11 protein-coding genes are annotated in these 16682 nt (G+C 46.2%); 6 read left to right on the forward strand and 5 right to left on the reverse strand.

Features of this window, described 5'->3' with window-relative positions:
- The first annotated feature begins 37 nt into the window (after positions 1-37).
- Complete coding sequence (locus CAG69_RS15060; RefSeq protein ID WP_161444903.1) at positions 38-2599, forward strand: penicillin-binding protein 1A; 2562 nt, start codon at positions 38-40, stop codon at positions 2597-2599.
- Positions 2600-2650: 51 nt separating this feature from the next.
- Here the strand turns inward: CAG69_RS15060 and oxyR are convergent, their stop codons facing one another.
- Positions 2651-3562, reverse strand: coding sequence for a DNA-binding transcriptional regulator OxyR (gene oxyR, locus CAG69_RS15065; RefSeq protein ID WP_005395720.1), 912 nt, complete (start codon positions 3560-3562; stop codon positions 2651-2653).
- Between the two features lie 170 nt (positions 3563-3732).
- Between oxyR and CAG69_RS15070 the strand changes: the two genes are divergently transcribed.
- The 3 genes from CAG69_RS15070 (at position 3733) to CAG69_RS15080 (ending at position 6785) form a co-directional block, all read left to right on the forward strand.
- Positions 3733-4461: a redoxin family protein gene (locus tag CAG69_RS15070; RefSeq protein WP_005395721.1), complete on the forward strand. Its 729-nt coding sequence runs from the start codon at positions 3733-3735 to the stop codon at positions 4459-4461.
- A gap of 191 nt (positions 4462-4652) precedes the next feature.
- Complete coding sequence (locus tag CAG69_RS15075) at positions 4653-6125, forward strand: dihydrolipoyl dehydrogenase (RefSeq protein ID WP_161444905.1); 1473 nt, start codon at positions 4653-4655, stop codon at positions 6123-6125.
- Between the two features lie 390 nt (positions 6126-6515).
- Positions 6516-6785, forward strand: coding sequence for a DUF3624 domain-containing protein (locus tag CAG69_RS15080; protein ID WP_012841349.1), 270 nt, complete (start codon positions 6516-6518; stop codon positions 6783-6785).
- 206 nt (positions 6786-6991) lie between these two features.
- On the opposite strand, the gene argH is transcribed toward CAG69_RS15080, so the two are convergent.
- The 4 genes from argH to argC form a co-directional block, all read right to left on the reverse strand.
- The gene (gene argH, locus CAG69_RS15085; RefSeq protein ID WP_161444907.1) at positions 6992-8866 is read right to left on the reverse strand and encodes an argininosuccinate lyase; all 1875 of its coding nucleotides are present in this window, start codon (positions 8864-8866) and stop codon (positions 6992-6994) included.
- Between the two features lie 254 nt (positions 8867-9120).
- The gene (locus tag CAG69_RS15090; protein WP_065645889.1) at positions 9121-10335 is read right to left on the reverse strand and encodes an argininosuccinate synthase; all 1215 of its coding nucleotides are present in this window, start codon (positions 10333-10335) and stop codon (positions 9121-9123) included.
- 84 nt (positions 10336-10419) lie between these two features.
- A complete protein-coding gene (gene argB / locus CAG69_RS15095) occupies positions 10420-11211 on the reverse strand; it encodes an acetylglutamate kinase (RefSeq protein WP_046874627.1) in 792 nt (263 codons plus the stop codon).
- 21 nt (positions 11212-11232) lie between these two features.
- Positions 11233-12237 carry an N-acetyl-gamma-glutamyl-phosphate reductase gene (gene argC, locus CAG69_RS15100; RefSeq protein WP_161444909.1) on the reverse strand — a complete coding sequence of 335 codons (1005 nt, stop codon included), beginning with the start codon at positions 12235-12237 and terminating at the stop codon, positions 11233-11235.
- A 144-nt stretch (positions 12238-12381) separates the two neighbouring features.
- Here argC and argE point away from each other — a divergent pair, with 144 nt between their 5' ends.
- Together argE and ppc are read left to right on the forward strand one after the other, a co-directional pair.
- Positions 12382-13518, forward strand: a complete 1137-nt coding sequence (gene argE / locus CAG69_RS15105; RefSeq protein ID WP_161444911.1) for an acetylornithine deacetylase — start codon at positions 12382-12384, stop codon at positions 13516-13518.
- Between the two features lie 272 nt (positions 13519-13790).
- A complete protein-coding gene (gene ppc / locus CAG69_RS15110) occupies positions 13791-16424 on the forward strand; it encodes a phosphoenolpyruvate carboxylase (protein WP_161444913.1) in 2634 nt (877 codons plus the stop codon).
- The last annotated feature ends 258 nt before the right edge of the window (positions 16425-16682 follow it).

The raw sequence follows: 16682 nt of genomic DNA on the forward strand, positions 1-16682 counted from the left end.
TGCCGTTACACAGCCTCAACCAATCAGGGATTCTCCGGTGAAGTTCATAAAGCGTTTATTATTTTTAACATTGATTTGCATAATTCTTGGAGTCACCACAATATTTGGCTTCTATCAGTACGTGAAGCCTGAATTGCCAGATGTTGCAACTCTAAAAGACGTTGAATTACAAACACCTATGCAGGTGTTTAGTCAAGACGGGAAGCTGATCGCACAGTTCGGTGAAAAGCGTCGTATTCCTGTTACTTATGATGAAATTCCTCAAGACTTAATTCATGCGCTAATCGCAACCGAAGATAGCCGTTTTTACGAACACCCAGGTATCGATCCTATCGGCATCACTCGTGCAGCCGTTGTAGTTGCGATTTCAGGTTCCGCTAAGCAGGGCGCAAGTACCATTACGCAACAGCTAGCGCGTAACTTCTTCTTATCTAATGAGAAGAAGATCATGCGTAAGATTAAAGAGATTTTCATTGCTATCCACATTGAGCAGCTTCTGAGTAAGCAAGAAATCATGGAACTTTATGTCAATAAAATCTTCCTTGGTTACCGCTCATATGGTTTTGGTGCGGCCGCTCAAGTTTACTTTGGTAAGAGCCTTGATGAATTGACGTTAAGCGAACTTGCGACACTCGCTGGGATGCCAAAAGCGCCATCAACGATGAACCCAATTTACTCTCTTGAGCGTGCGACAAAACGCCGTAACGTCGTGTTAATGCGAATGCTTGATGAAAAATACATCACGCAAGAACAGTATGACGAAGCACGCAACGAACCTATCGTGGCACGTTACCACAGTGCTGAAATTGAACTTTCAGCTCCTTATGTGGCGGAACTAGCTCGTGCATGGGCCGTGAAAGAGTACGGTGAAGAAGAAGCCTATACCTCTGGCTTGAATATCTACATGACGGTGGACTCTAAACTGCAGGATGCCGCGAATACATCCGTGGTAAATAATCTGCTGTCATACGATGAACGTCACGGCTACCGCGGTGCGGAAAAAGTGCTTTGGAAAGAAGGTGAAACCGCTTGGAACAGCGAGCAAATAGAAAAGCATCTTAAGAAGCAGCCAACTTATGGTGACCTTTACCCTGCCGTCGTGACAAAAGTCGATGATAAGACTGCACAAGTTTGGGTTAAAAACCATGAAGAGCAGACCATTCCTTGGACTGGAATGCATTGGGCACGTAAATACATCACCGAAAACCGCCAAGGCTCAACACCAAAATCAGCGCATGATGTGCTAGCGACGGGTCAACAAGTTTGGGTTCGCGAAGTGAGCGAAGCCAATGAAGATGACAACACGACACAAAGCTGGAAACTGAGCCAAGTGCCAACAGCGAACACCGCGTTTGTCGCGATGAACCCGGAAAATGGTGCGATATTGTCGTTAGTGGGTGGCTTTAACTTTGTTCATAGTAAGTTTAACCGTGCCACTATGTCAGTGCGTCAGGTTGGCTCAAGTATCAAACCATTTATCTACTCAGCCGCAATTGACAAGGGACTTACCCTAGCCACTCTGATCAACGATGCGCCGATTAACAAATGGGACGCAGGTTCTGGTTCGGCTTGGCGACCTAAAAACTCACCACCAACCTATGGCGGTCCAACTCGCCTTCGCCTCGGCTTAGCTCAGTCAAAGAACGTGATGGCAGTGCGTACGCTGCGTGAAGTAGGCCTTGATGAAACTCGTCAGTACCTTACTCGTTTTGGTTTTGATATTAACCAAGTACCACGTTCAGAGACCATCGCGCTCGGTGCTGGTAGCTTAACACCAATGAAAGTGGCACAAGGCTACTCTGTATTTGCGAACGGAGGTTATTACGTCGAACCGTTCTACGTAGAACGCGTGGAAGATGCATTCGGTGAAGTGCTGTTTAAAGCGAATCCAAAGAGCGTTTGTCATAAGGATTGTCCACAAATGAGCGCTCAGCCAGACAATCGCTATGCCGATGAGTTTGGCGAACAAGACGTCGCGATTGATGGTTTGGCAACAGACAACGCACTGGAAAATGATGAACCTCAATATGCTCCACAAGTTATCTCTGAGCAAAATGCATTCTTGATGCGTGAGATGATGTACAGCAACATTTGGGGTGGTGGTAACTGGCGTGAAGGTACGGGGTGGAACGGTACTGGCTGGCGTGCACAAAAACTGGGGCGTCGTGATATCGGTGGTAAAACGGGTACAACGAATGACTCCAAAGATGCTTGGTACAACGGCTATGGTCCTGGTGTTGTTGCCATTGCTTGGGTTGGTTTTGATGATCACTCACGCGCCCTTGGTCGCACAACGGTTAATAGCAACCTAGGCAAAGGCCAAATTTCTGGTGCTGAATCGGGTGCGAAAACCGCAGAACCCGCTTGGATTGACTTTATGCGCGTTGCACTAGAAGAAACACCTGAGCAAGGTAAAAATATTCCAGATAACATCATTCGTGTTCGTATTGATCGCAACACTGGCATGCTAACGCACAAAGTAGACAGCACATCGATGTTCGAATACTTTGAAAAAGGCACTGAGCCTACCGAATACGCTGGAGACCGTTTGGAAGACAGTATTTATTCTTCCGGCTCTGGCGCAGAAGAGCTGTTCTAAATCACTAAAGCAAAAGGGAGAGCATTCGCTCTCCCTTTTTTATGTCGGCTTTTACGCCGCGGCGTTCAATGAAGGGTAAGAAGCCAATACTTCTTTAATCTTCGCCGCCAAAGCTTCAAACCTTGCACGCAGTGGTGAGCCCGGGCGATATACAAGGACTATATTGCGCGAAGGCGTAGGGTTAACGGCTGGTACATAGCACACGCCATCTTTTTGCTTCTCATTGGGGATAGAAAGCTGAGGCAATAACGTAATCCCAGCACCAGCAGCGACCATATTCCGCAGTGTCTCCAAACTGGTTGCCTTAAAGCGTTCATCGTCTTTCGCTCCGGCAGCAAAACAGAAACCTAACGCTTGATCACGCAGACAGTGACCGTCTCCTAGCGCTAAAACGGTTTTACCATTCAGCTCCAACATATCAACATGGTCGAGAGAGGCCCACTCATGATCACATGGCACCGCAACGCTTAACGGCTCGTTATACACTTCGATTTCTTTAAAAGGTGCCGTTTCATCAACCGAAGCCAAGACCAAGCAGTCCAATTTACCTTCTTCTAATTGACGCACCAACTGATGTGTTTGAGCTTCGTGCAGGAACAGCTCCAGTTCAGGAAATGCTTCTTTTATCTGCGGCAGAATTTTGGGTAGTAGATACGGACCTACCGTCGGGATGAAACCGATATGCATCGGCCCAGTCATTGCTCCGCTCTGACCACTCGCCATATCTTTAAAAGTTTTCACTTCACTTAAGATACGCTTAGCTTGCTCCACCAACTGCAACCCTGAATCGGTAAACAAAACGCGACGGCTGCTTCGCTCTAAAAGCGTGGTACCGAGTTCATCCTCTAGCTTACGAATTTGTCCACTCAATGTTGGTTGGCTAACAAAACATGCTTCTGCCGCTTTGCGAAAGTGCTTATGTTCCGCAAGTGCAACTAAGTACTCAAAATCTCGAATATTCATAACTCACAATTCGCTTCTTTTAACAATAGCTAATACCTATCAAAACCATAACACCAAACGATTAGAGCTATCAAAGGATTTTTACAATAATGGGGTCAACAGAACGAAACAGAGCAAAGAAAAACGCTAAGCTCTATACGCATAATTTAAAATAGTTAAAGGAAATCATTATGTTTGTATCTAAAGAAGGTCAACAAGTCCCTCAAGTTACTTTTCCAGTTCGTCAAGGTGACTCTTGGATGAATGTAACGACTGATGAGCTATTTAAAGGTAAGACCGTTATCGTATTTAGCTTACCGGGTGCATTTACTCCAACCTGTTCATCAAGCCATCTACCTCGTTACAACGAATTGTTCCCTGTATTTAAAGAGCACGGAGTGGATGAGATTATTTGTGTCTCAGTCAATGATACGTTCGTGATGAATGCATGGAAACAAGACCAAGAAGCAGAAAACATCACCTTCATTCCTGACGGTAATGGTGAGTTCACCGATGGCATGGGCATGTTAGTGGATAAAAACGACATCGGCTTTGGCAAACGTTCATGGCGTTACAGCATGCTAGTAAAAGATGGCGTAGTGGAAAAAATGTTCATTGAGCCAAACGAACCAGGCGACCCATTCAAGGTGTCAGACGCAGATACGATGCTGAATTACATAGCGCCTGACTACAAAACGCAAGAATCCATCACGGTGTTCACTAAACCAGGCTGCCCTTTCTGTATGAAAGCGAAACAAAACCTGATTGACCACGGTCTTCAATATGAAGAAGTGATTCTGGGTAAAGACGCAACGACAGTTAGTCTACGAGCTATATCTGGTCGCACGACTGTTCCACAAGTCTTTATCGGTGGCAAGCACATCGGCGGTAGCGAAGAGCTAGAAGCGTATCTAGGCTAAGCTGTCCATAGCCTACACCCTTGGTCTCCGGTGCCTTGGCTCGGAGGCCAACCCTAACTCACTTCTTCTACTAGTCTAGATAAGTAGTCGTCTACCGATAAGGTGACTCCTTATACAGATTCAACGACCCAATTCACTCTCCAAGCTCAATGTAGCTAGCTTGGCTTAAAAACAAAAAGCGAGAGTTCACGATGAAACAAGTTAATGTCGACGTAGCGATTATTGGTGGTGGCACTGCTGGTCTTGGCGCTTATCGAGCAGCAAAAGCTCATACTAATAGCGTAGTAATGATTGAAGGCGGCCCTTACGGAACAACCTGTGCTCGCGTCGGTTGCATGCCCTCTAAGCTGTTGATTGCGGCCGCAGAAAGTGTCCACCAAATCGAAAAAGCGCCTGGATTTGGGATCCATCCGCAAGGTGAAATACGCATTAACGGACAAGAAGTTATGGATCGTGTAAAGCGCGAACGCGATCGTTTTGTTGGCTTTGTACTTGAAAGTGTCGATGATATTCCCGCTGAAGACAAACTATCGGGCTACGCGAAGTTTGCCGATGACCACACTCTCATCATAGATGATCATACTCAGGTCACCGCAAAACGGATTGTGATCGCCACGGGCTCTCGTCCTGCTTATCCAGCAGCTTGGAATGAGTTGGGTGACCGTCTCGTAATGAATGATGATGTCTTTGATTGGGATGATTTGCCTGAGTCCGTTGCGGTATTTGGCCCTGGAGTGATCGGTCTTGAACTCGGTCAAGCATTGCACCGCCTAGGGGTGAAAGTGAAGCTCTTTGGTCTTGGTGGTCAAGTTGGTCCACTGACAGATCCAGAAGTGATGGCTTATGCAGATAAAACTTTTAAAGAAGAGTTCTATCTTGATGCCGATGTAAAAGTAGAAAGCATGAAGCGCATACCATCATCGAATGCAGCAGGCGCAGATAAAGTTGAAATCAAATTCATTAACCACGACGGTGAATTAGAAACCTTTATTGTTGATTACGTTTTAGCAGCCACTGGACGACGTCCAAACGTAGATAAGCTAGCGATCGAGAACACCAATGTGGCATTAGATGAACGCGGTGTACCAACCGCAGATCACTACACATTGCAAACCTCCGTAGAGAGTATTTTTATTGCGGGTGATGCAAGTAACCAAGTTCCATTGCTGCACGAAGCCGCTGACCAAGGCCGCATTGCTGGTGACAATTCTGGTCGTTTCCCGGATATTCGTGCAGGTCTGCGTCGTTCGCCAATTTCAGCTGTATTCTCCGATCCGCAAATAGCTATGGTCGGTGAAACTTTCAAACAACTGGAAACTCGCTTAGGAAGCTGTGGTTGTTTTGTTACTGGTGAAGTCTCGTTTGAGAATCAAGGACGTTCACGCGTCATGCTACGAAACAAAGGGATGTTACATGTCTATGGCGAGCAAGGCACTGGACGCTTTTTAGGTGCAGAGATGATGGGGCCGAACGCAGAACATCTCGCGCATCTTTTGGCTTGGGCACACCAAAATAGAATGACGATTTCTGAGATGCTAGATATGCCCTTCTATCATCCAGTGATCGAAGAGGGTGTCCGCACCGCTCTACGTGATTTGAATGCAAAACTACACTTAGGGCCAGGAATGGTGAAACATTGCCTTGACTGTGGGCCTGGTTGCTAACGCTTTCATGCTCAATCGAGCCAGTCTTTACATACCAAACAAAACAGAAAGCCTCGTGATTAACGAGGCTTTCTGTTGACTACTTTGAGGCGATTACATAAGTACTACACTGCCATCATTGCGTAACGACTTACCATGATGATCGCGACTACACCGATCGTAAAAAAGCCACCAGCGATACTCAGCGCAAATTTCAATTCTGTCGACATGATTATTTTTCCTATTAAAGACTGACAGCGCACCATACATCAATCACGTGCTACATAAGCTCTACAAAGCTAACTTTCCATTTTTGGTTGTGTTCCTGCGCTCTAAGCTGCGACAAAAAACGCTTTCTCTCTTTGTGTTAGGTATATAATCTGAAGCAACACTGATGCCTTGGAAAACACTATGACTTGTCGCCGTTGCGAGGAACATTGGTTTTGGAAAAAGCTTGGGCGTTGCCAACGATGCTTGGATCAGTTAACGGTGCTTTCGGTACTGTGCTGGATTGTGTGGTGGTTTGCGTTCAAAGATGATCCACAAAGCATCGAGTCGATCGCTTTGATCTTTGCTGGTTTCGCTTTCAATATTTTATTGTTTTTGCATTTATGGATGCGTTTTGTCATCTTGCCGTGGCAACGTCGGCGAGGACGAAAAGAGACGGATAAAAAAGAGTAAAGTGGCAGATAGAAAAAAGCCCCAAAACCAATATCAGTTCTGGGGCTCTCTTAGATTCTTCTAAGAAAAAGCAGTGGTACTTTAATAGACCGAGCTTCCTCTCAAAGGTTCCAAATTTTTTCGATTTTTTTAGCAAATACTGATGTAAGTGAATCAGAAAATAACTATGTCATTGAATGCTAATAAAATCACTCCGAAATTTCAGCTCATGCCACATACGATTTTTGGATCACTTGCTCCATTAAATTGATCTCTAGCGCCACTTCATCACACGCGTGCTGACGTGGACACTGATCGCAATCTTTCAAGACTTTTTCTGGCAACAGCGACTTCGATGTTGGTAAGAAGCTCTGCTTCATAAAGAACTCTGGCGTTCGAGTGAGGACAAAGACCTTCTTTATCGCCATTTGACGTGCTTTCTCAACCAAGTGATTTACGATTGCACTGCCCTGTCCTTGACCTTGCCAGCCTGCTTCGATACCAAGAGAGCGTATTTCAGCCAACCCTGAGTCATACACATATAGAGAAGCGCAACCTGTCACTTCACCATGATGCTCAGCCACCGCGAAGGAGCCAATATCTCTCACGAGCTCATTTCGAGAGCGGGGTAGATTCTCACCGAGGTTCGCCCAATAAGCCACCATGCCCTCTAGTGTTTCAATGTCCGTCAAACGTGCAGGACGCACTTTCACTGCCGAGCTGTCACGCTGGCTCAGACGTTTATCCGCTTGCTCTACCGCATAAGCGACTTGGTGAGGCGAAACGCCACCCAGCGCACAACGTTTTTCCAAACAAGACTCTATCGTCAGAATGTCATACACATCATCTTCAATCACCTCAGAGAAGGCTTTTAGCTCTTGCAGAGACAATTCTTCCAGCGCACAGCCTTTGTCAATTGCCCCTACCACCGCTACGCCCACAATATGGTGCGCCTCACGGAATGGGATGCCTTTCGCCACTAAGTAATCAGCTAACTCAGTCGCGTTCGCATACCCTTGCTTCGCAGCTTCAAGCGTACGCTCACCATTCACTTTAATGCCATCAAAACACAGCGCTGCCATTTCCATGCAATCATTCCATGTGTCTAACGCATCAAACAACCCTTCTTTATCTTCTTGCATGTCTTTGTTGTACGCCAATGGTAAGGCTTTCACTGTCATCATCATGCTCGATAATGCGCCATAGACACGCCCTGTCTTACCACGGATCAACTCAAGTGCATCCGGATTTTTCTTCTGTGGCATCAATGACGAACCAGACGTCACCGTATCCGCTAACTCAATAAAGTTAGACTCCCCTGAGTTGTAGAAGATCATATCTTCTGCAAGACGAGAAAGGTGCAACATAGAAATCGAGGCCACCGACATCAGTTCCATCACATGATCACGATCCGAAACCGAATCGAGTGAATTACGCGTAGCGCGGTGGAAACCAAGGTTATGAGCTAACTGTTCACGATCAATCGGATAAGCCGTGCCAGCTAAAGCACCCGAACCAAGTGGACAAGTGTCGAGACGCTGTAAGGCATCATTCAGACGAGAGTAGTCACGCTCGAACATTTCAACATAAGCCAAACACCAGTGAGCAAAGGTGACAGGTTGAGCGCGCTGAAGATGAGTATAGCCAGGCAATACAGTGCCTTGGTGCTGCTTAGCAACATGAACCATTTGCGATTGCAGACGATCTAAAGCAATCAACAGTTGCTGGCCTTGCTGACGACACCAAAGTTTTAGGTCTGTCGCTACTTGGTCATTACGAGAACGCCCAGTGTGGAGTTTTTTACCTAAATCTCCTACTTTACTAATCAGCTGCTGTTCAACCCACGAGTGGATATCTTCTGCATCTGAGCGAAGAATTTGATGAGGATCTTCCATCACTTCCAACTTCAGCTCGTTTAAAGCAAGTTCCAGCTTTTGCTGTTCTTCTACCGATAGAACATCTACAGAAAGCAGAGCTTTAGACCATGCGATTGAACCTACGATGTCTTGCTCAGCCAATCGGTAGTCAAAACGCAACGAATCGTTAAACTCTTTAAATCTAGTGTCTGCCGCTTGGGTAAATCTTCCGCCCCATAATGCCATTGCGTTTCTCCTGATGACTATTGCTTACTCTAACGTTCTCGAATGAGTAGTAACCAATTTGATGGTCATTTGCTCACTTTTTCTTATGGGTCAACGTTACGGCAATTTCGACAAAAAATAAAGTATAAATTCAATATTTTTACATATATATTCAAACGGAATGCATTTGCATCTTTGTGCTCGTAGACGTAAGCCAACAAAAAAAGACCTGCTATCCAATAGCAGGTCTTTACTCAATCCGAGATGTGGAGAGATTATTTCTTCTGGCTGTTCAACGCACGGATACGGCTTGATAGCGAGTAAAGACGGATGAAACCACCCGCATGGCTTTGGTCGTAAACCTCATCTTCACCAAAAGTCGCGAACTCTTCTGAGTACAAGCTGTTGTCAGAACGTTTTTGCGTTACCGTGGCTTGGCCTTTGTAGAGCTTAACAACCACTTCGCCATTCACGTCTTGCGCTAGCTCTTCTGAAGCGGCAAGGATAGACTTACATAGTGGCGTAAACCAACGGCCATCGTACACAAGATGAGACGCTTTTAGACCCAGCTCTTCACGGAATTCGAATGATGATTTGTCTAGCACGAGCTGTTCAACGGCACGCAGCGCTTCCATCATGATGGTGCCTCCCGGTGTTTCGTAGCAGCCACGAGATTTCATTCCTACTAGACGGTTTTCAACGATATCGATACGACCAACACCGTGCTTCGCACCTTTTTCGTTTAGATAAACCAACGCGTTGTATGGTGTCATCGCTTCGCCATCAACTTCGACCACCTCACCTTTTTCTACTTTCAGCGTGACGTATTCCGCTTCATTTGGTGCTTGCTCTGGGTCTACAGTCCATACCCAGCAATCTTCGTTTGGTGCGTTCCACGTATCCTCTAGGACGCCACCTTCAGTGGAAATGTGCCATGCATTTGCATCACGTGAGTAGATCTTAGTAAGAGACGCTGAACAAGGAATGTTACGCTCAGCTAGGTAATCTAAACATTCTTCACGGCTCACTAGGTCCCATTCACGCCAAGGGGCAATCACTTGTAGATCTGGTGCTAGTGCTGCGAATGCGCCTTCGAAACGAACTTGGTCATTACCTTTACCTGTACAGCCGTGACACAATGCGTCCGCGCCCACTTTACGTGCGACTTCAACCTGTGCTTTAGCAATAATTGGACGCGCCATTGATGTACCCAGCAGGTACTTACCTTCGTAGTACGCGCCGGTTTTTAGCGTTGGGTAAATGTAATCCGCCACCATCTCTTCTTTCAGATCAGCGATGTAACACTCAGAAGCACCTGAAGCTTTTGCTTTCTCTTCAATACCTTCTAGCTCTTCTGCGCCTTGACCAACATCGGCAACGAAAGCAACGACTTCACAATCGTAGTTCTCTTTTAGCCACGGGATAATTACTGAGGTATCTAGACCGCCTGAGTATGCGACTACCACTTTATTTACGTTCACTTTGCTCATCTTTCTTCTCCAAACTTAACTGGCGCTGCGCTCGGCGGTCAGTGCCAACTACTACTTCCTAATATTGAATTCTTTTGCTGATGCTTATTGAGGCAAAAATTGCGTTCCAATACTTTCACCAGCGAATAGCTGTACTAATTTTTCTGGGTAACGCCAGGTCGCGACTTCGATAGGACGACCAAGATCATTGGCCGCCTCCAAAGCAGCTTTAACTTTGACGATCATGCCGTCTGTGATCACCTGCCCTTTGATCAATGCATCGGCTTCTTGCTCAGATAGCGTTTTGATCAAATGCCCTTTGCCATCGAGTACGCCACTCACATCTGACAACAGGACTAATTCAGCATCGAGAGCACCTGCCACCGCGACTGCGGCTTGGTCAGCATTCACATTCATCATCTGGCCATCTGTGGTTAAGCCAATTGAACTGATGATCGGCAGTGCACCTGTGTTTAATACAGCTTGTAATAGCGTTGAATCACCCGGTGATGCTTTACCTACCGCGCCCAACTCTGGGTCAAGTTCTTCAACAAGACACAAACCACCATCGGCGAGGCTAAGACCTACTGCATTGAGTCCATCTGCGATGGCTTGACCTTGAAGTAGCTTATTCGCTGTGCCTGCAAGCGCGCCTGCAATCACCGGAATTTGATCGTAAGGCGTTACGCGTAAACCGTTTTTCTTTACGGTTTCAAGCTGAAGCTTTGCCATCAACTCATCAACTAGGTAGCCACCGCCATGAACGATGGCGATTTGTCGCTGTGCCGATTTTTGGTAAGCCGCAATGGCACCAAACAGTTGGCTTAAGGTTTGAGTGCAAGATAGAGCAGCACCGCCTAGCTTAATGACTAAAGGAGCTTGATTGGTTTGCGTCATCGCATTTCCCTCTTTCAACGACTACAGCAACGCTGTCAGTTCTGGGTAACCATAATGAATATTGAGACATTGCATCGCTTGACTTGATGCACCTTTAAGTAGGTTGTCGATAGCTGAAATCACAATGATGTGTTCGCCTTGTACCTTCCAGCCGATATCGCAGAAAGGGGTATTTTCGACATCCTGAATACGTGGAATGCCATCGCCTTTTAAACGCACGGCAGGCTTTCCTAGATAAGCTTGTTCAAATGCTTGAGCGACTTGTTGCTCTGTAACGCCTGATGCTAGCTTCATGGTGATCGTGGCAAGAATGCCGCGTTTAAAGTTGCCTAGGTGCGGAGTAAAAATCACATCGCAACCTAAGTGCTGAGCAATTTCTGGTTGGTGACGATGAGTAAATACACCATAAGGTTGCAAGCTCACTTCACAGAAACTGTTCACCATAGAAGCTTTACGCCCAGCTCCGGACACACCGCTGGTCGCGTTAATGACAGGCCATTGATTGGTATCCACTAATGTATTTTCGAGTAGAGGTTTGATGGCTAACTGCGAAGCAGTCGGGTAGCAACCTGCTACAGCAACTAAGGGAGCAGTTTTAATTGATTCCTGGTTCCACTCTGCTAAGCCGTATGCAGCTTTATCTAGCCAGTTATTATGTTGATGCTCGAAGCCATAAAAGGTGTTGTAAAAACCTTCACTTTGGACGCGGAATGCCCCCGATAAATCGAATACCTGACAGCCTGCCTCCAAGAAAGTTGGGGCTAGATCGTGGCTCACCTCATGAGCCGTTGCTAAAAACACCACATCCGATTCTTGAGCGATTTGCAGTGGATCCGTTAGTGGCGAGACCGGCATATCAATGATGCCTGCTAACTTACCGTGCAGCTGCGCAATATTCTTTCCTGCATCAACACTGTTGGCGGAAACGTATAAACCTGATAGCGTGAGTTGTGGGTGTTTATTAACCATTAACGCTAACTCTGCGCCGGTGTAACCGCTGGCTCCAATAATCGTGGTTTTTAGCATTGTGTGACATCCATATACTTAAAGGCTTAAATGACTATTCATATTTAATTTTTGCTTTATTTTGATTTTTTATTCATTAAATATGATTTAATATGTGTTTTACATTTTTGTGGTCTGTCTGTCAACAGGAGATTTGAAGAATCCATGCAATTACCAACTTTTCTAGAGGTCTATGAAGGACTCATCAGCACCTCTTCTATCAGCTCCACGGATCCGAGCTGGGATCAGGGCAATGCAAAAGTCATCGAAAAACTCGCATCTTGGTTTAAAGATCTGGGCTTCAACGTTGAAGTGATCGAGGTGGAGCCAGGCAAGCACAATATGATCGCGCGTATGGGAGAGGGTGAAGGCGGCCTTTTACTTGCTGGCCACAGTGATACCGTGCCATTCGATCAAGGGCGATGGAACTTTGATCCACATAAGCTGACTGAAAAAGACAACCGCTTTTACGGTTTAGGCACGGCAGACATGAAGGGCTTTTTTGCCTTTATTTACGAAGCCGTCAAAAAAGTCGACTGGAGTAAGCAGACCAAGCCGCTATACGTATTAGCCACTTGTGACGAAGAAACCACCATGTTGGGTGCACGACATTTCACCGTAAACGCCCCTTTTAAGCCGGATTACTGCATTATTGGTGAGCCCACCAGCCTCGTTCCTATTCGCGGCCACAAAGGTCATGTGGCGAATGCAATTCGGGTCACGGGTAAGTCAGGCCATTCATCCGATCCTGCCTTAGGCGTTAACGCGATTGAGATCATGCATGAAGTGATGTTTGCCATGATGCAACTGCGCGATAAATTGGTGAAAGAATACCACCATCCGGGTTTTGCCATTCCAAGCCCTACCCTAAACCTTGGACACATTCACGGCGGTGACAGCGCTAACCGTATTTGTGGTTGCTGTGAGCTGCACTATGATGTTCGCCCACTACCAGGGATCAGCCTGGATGGCCTAGAAAATATGCTGCGCGGAGCATTAAAAGAAGTCGAAGCAAAGTGGCCTGGACGCTTGGAGATAATTCCGTTACATGAACCAATTCCGGGTTACGAATGCCAACATGACCACCCATTTATCGGTGGTGTTGAAGAGATCTGCCAAACCAGTTCAGAAACCGTGAACTACTGTACTGAGGCGCCCTTCTTACAACAGCTCTGTCCAACCTTAGTTCTTGGCCCGGGTTCAATTGACCAAGCGCACCAACCGGATGAGTTTCTCTCATTTGATTTTATCGAGCCCACAATTGATGTGCTTTCAAAGGCAATGGTCAAGTATTGCTGTTAATACGCGAATAAACTCAAAAGTCAGTGCAGCTCGATTGAGCTGCATCTTTTTATCTTCACAATTTAGCGCTAGCCTTAACACTTCTTTAACTTGTTATTTTGTAATTAATTTTCACTTCTTATTCTACAGCTGCCGTAAATTTGCTCTAAATCAGGAGACAGCGGAATAATTGCAAACTTAGTCTGCTTTATTTGACTATAACTGGTGCTTTTCGCTAGATTGGAGTCTTAACAAGGACAATGGATGTAGTTTTTTTACGAGGCAGGACGACAATGAACGAGAAATACGCCGCACTCAAAAGTAATGTGCGCATGTTAGGCCACTTATTGGGTAACACCATTCGCGATGCCCATGGCGAAGAAATCTTCGAGAAAGTGGAAACCATTCGTAAATTATCCAAATCGGCTCAAGCAGGTAATCAAGCAGACAGGGAAAGCTTGATAGAAGAAATCAAACACCTACCCGATGAGCAGCTAACGCCCGTTACCCGTGCGTTTAACCAATTTCTAAATCTCACCAATATTGCTGAGCAATACCACACGATTTCACGCCATTGTGAAGAGCACATTTGTGAACCAGACGCGATTAACTCGCTGTTTTCTAAACTGGTACAAAACGATGTGAGCAAACTGGACACTGCGCAAGCGGTTCGTGATCTGAATATTGAATTGGTATTGACGGCTCACCCAACGGAAATCACGCGTCGCACGATGATCAACAAGTTGGTCAAGATCAACGAGTGCTTATCAAAGTTGGAACTGAGTGATCTTTCTTCTAAAGAGCGCAAGAAAACCGAGCGTCGTTTAGAGCAACTGATCGCGCAAAGCTGGCATTCAGACGTAATTCGACAACAGCGCCCTACTCCGCTGGATGAAGCAAAATGGGGTTTTGCAGTCGTTGAAAACTCACTATGGGAAGCGGTGCCAGACTTCTTACGTGAAATGAATGATCGTCTGAAGTCTTACTTGGGTGAAGGTTTACCAATTGATGCGCGCCCTGTGCACTTCTCTTCTTGGATGGGGGGCGACCGCGACGGTAACCCGTTTGTCACTCATAGCGTGACACGTGAAGTATTGCTTCTGTCTCGTTGGAAAGCCGCAGATCTTTATCTCAATGACATCAACGAGTTGATCAGTGAACTGTCTATGACGGTTTCAAACGATCAAGTTCGTGAACTTGCTGGCGAAGATCAGCACGAACCATATCGTGCAATCCTGAAACAACTTCGCTCACTATTGAACGAAACCAAAGATATTCTCGATGCTAAAATCCATGGTCAAAAACTGGCCGTTAAAGCTCCGTTGCAAAAAGTCGAGCAACTTTGGGAACCTCTGTATGCCTGTTACCAGTCGCTAAATGAATGTGGCATGGGTGTGATCGCAAATGGCTCTCTACTGGATACATTGCGCCGCGTAAAAGCATTTGGTATTCATCTTGTTCGCCTTGATATCCGCCAAGAGAGCACGCGTCATTCAGACGTATTGTCTGAATTAACCCGCTACTTAGGCATTGGTGATTACGAACAATGGAGCGAGCAAGATAAGATTGCTTTCCTAACCAACGAACTCGCATCTAAACGTCCTCTTCTGCCTCGTGATTGGGAACCATCAGAACCTGTCAAAGAGGTTTTGGACACCTGTAAGATTATTGCAGCACAACCGCGTGAAGCATTCGGTGCCTACGTTATTTCTATGGCACGCACTGCATCGGATGTGTTAGCAGTCCACCTACTTCTGCAAGAAGCAGGCTGCCCATATCGTATGGATGTTTGCCCATTATTCGAGACGCTAGAGGACTTGAACAATGCAGAATCGGTCATCAAACAGCTGATGGGTATCGACCTATACCGTGGCTTTATCCAAAACCACCAAATGGTCATGATTGGTTACTCTGACTCAGCGAAAGATGCGGGTGTCATGTCTGCAGGCTGGGCTCAGTACCATGCAATGGAGTCGTTAGTAAAAGTGGCGGAAGAAGAAGGTGTTGAACTGACTCTATTCCACGGTCGTGGCGGTACAGTAGGCCGCGGCGGCGCGCCAGCACACGCAGCACTTCTGTCTCAACCACCAAAAAGCTTGAAAGGTGGTTTGCGCGTAACAGAACAAGGCGAGATGATCCGCTTTAAACTGGGCCTTCCAGATGTCGCTGTAAACAGTTTTAACCTTTACGCGAGCGCGATTCTAGAAGCCAACCTATTGCCACCACCAGAGCCAAAACAAGAATGGCGCGACTTAATGGAAGTGCTATCAGAAGTTAGCTGCGAGTCTTATCGCAACGTAGTTCGCGGCGAGCCTGATTTTGTGCCTTACTTCCGTCAAGCGACACCAGAGCTCGAGCTCGGTAAGTTGCCACTTGGCTCTCGTCCTGCAAAACGTAATCCGAAGGGCGGAGTGGAAAGCTTACGTGCAATCCCGTGGATATTCTCGTGGAGCCAAAATCGTTTGGTACTTCCAGCATGGTTAGGTGCGGGTGAAGCGATTCAATACTCGATCGATAAAGGTCACCAAGCGCTGCTCGAAGAGATGTGTCGTGAATGGCCGTTCTTCTCGACTCGCCTTGGCATGTTAGAAATGGTGTACTCGAAGTGTAATATCGATATTTCTCGCTATTACGATGAGCGATTGGTGGATGAATCACTCCGTCCACTCGGTGAAAAGCTTCGCGCTCAGCTTCAAGAAGATATCAAAGCAGTACTGAATGTAGAGAACAACGAAAACTTGATGCAGCATGACCCTTGGGGACTCGAATCGATTCGCTTGCGCAACATCTACGTTGAGCCATTGAACATGCTACAAGCCGAGTTGCTATACCGTACACGCCAAACCGAAGAAGCATCTGCAAACCTAGAAGAAGCGCTAATGGTGACAATTGCTGGTATTGCAGCTGGCATGCGCAACACAGGCTAATCGCTTCATTTGTAATAAAAAAGCTGAGCAAGTGCTCAGCTTTTTTTTGGCGCTGGATAATTGCACAACCAAAAGGCAGTTTAATAAACTATAAAAAACCCAAAAATTACCACACAAAAAGAATAAAAAACCACAAGTTAACACTATTGATTATTATGTTAGTTTTTTAGGGTAATTTTGTCCTACTATTCCACTTCATGCTTATTATTTATATACTACTTGCCTGCTGAGAGCTCATAAATCCAATCATACCTGCTC

Origin of the sequence: Vibrio sp. V43_P6S15P86, from assembly GCF_009904725.1 — a bacterium.
In the GTDB taxonomy this organism is placed as follows: Bacteria; Pseudomonadota; Gammaproteobacteria; order Enterobacterales; family Vibrionaceae; genus Vibrio; species Vibrio diabolicus.

Bases quoted from the DNA above. Each gene is read 5' to 3' on its own strand.
- oxyR (WP_005395720.1), bottom strand. From the start codon at position 3,562: ATGAATATTCGAGATTTTGAGTACTTAGTTGCACTTGCGGAACATAAG.
- CAG69_RS15070 (WP_005395721.1), top strand. From the start codon at position 3,733: ATGTTTGTATCTAAAGAAGGTCAACAAGTCCCTCAAGTTACTTTTCCA.
- CAG69_RS15075 (WP_161444905.1), top strand. From the start codon at position 4,653: ATGAAACAAGTTAATGTCGACGTAGCGATTATTGGTGGTGGCACTGCT.
- CAG69_RS15080 (WP_012841349.1), top strand. From the start codon at position 6,516: ATGACTTGTCGCCGTTGCGAGGAACATTGGTTTTGGAAAAAGCTTGGG.
- argH (WP_161444907.1), bottom strand. From the start codon at position 8,866: ATGGCATTATGGGGCGGAAGATTTACCCAAGCGGCAGACACTAGATTT.
- CAG69_RS15090 (WP_065645889.1), bottom strand. From the start codon at position 10,335: ATGAGCAAAGTGAACGTAAATAAAGTGGTAGTCGCATACTCAGGCGGT.
- argB (WP_046874627.1), bottom strand. From the start codon at position 11,211: ATGACGCAAACCAATCAAGCTCCTTTAGTCATTAAGCTAGGCGGTGCT.
- argC (WP_161444909.1), bottom strand. From the start codon at position 12,237: ATGCTAAAAACCACGATTATTGGAGCCAGCGGTTACACCGGCGCAGAG.
- argE (WP_161444911.1), top strand. From the start codon at position 12,382: ATGCAATTACCAACTTTTCTAGAGGTCTATGAAGGACTCATCAGCACC.
- ppc (WP_161444913.1), top strand. From the start codon at position 13,791: ATGAACGAGAAATACGCCGCACTCAAAAGTAATGTGCGCATGTTAGGC.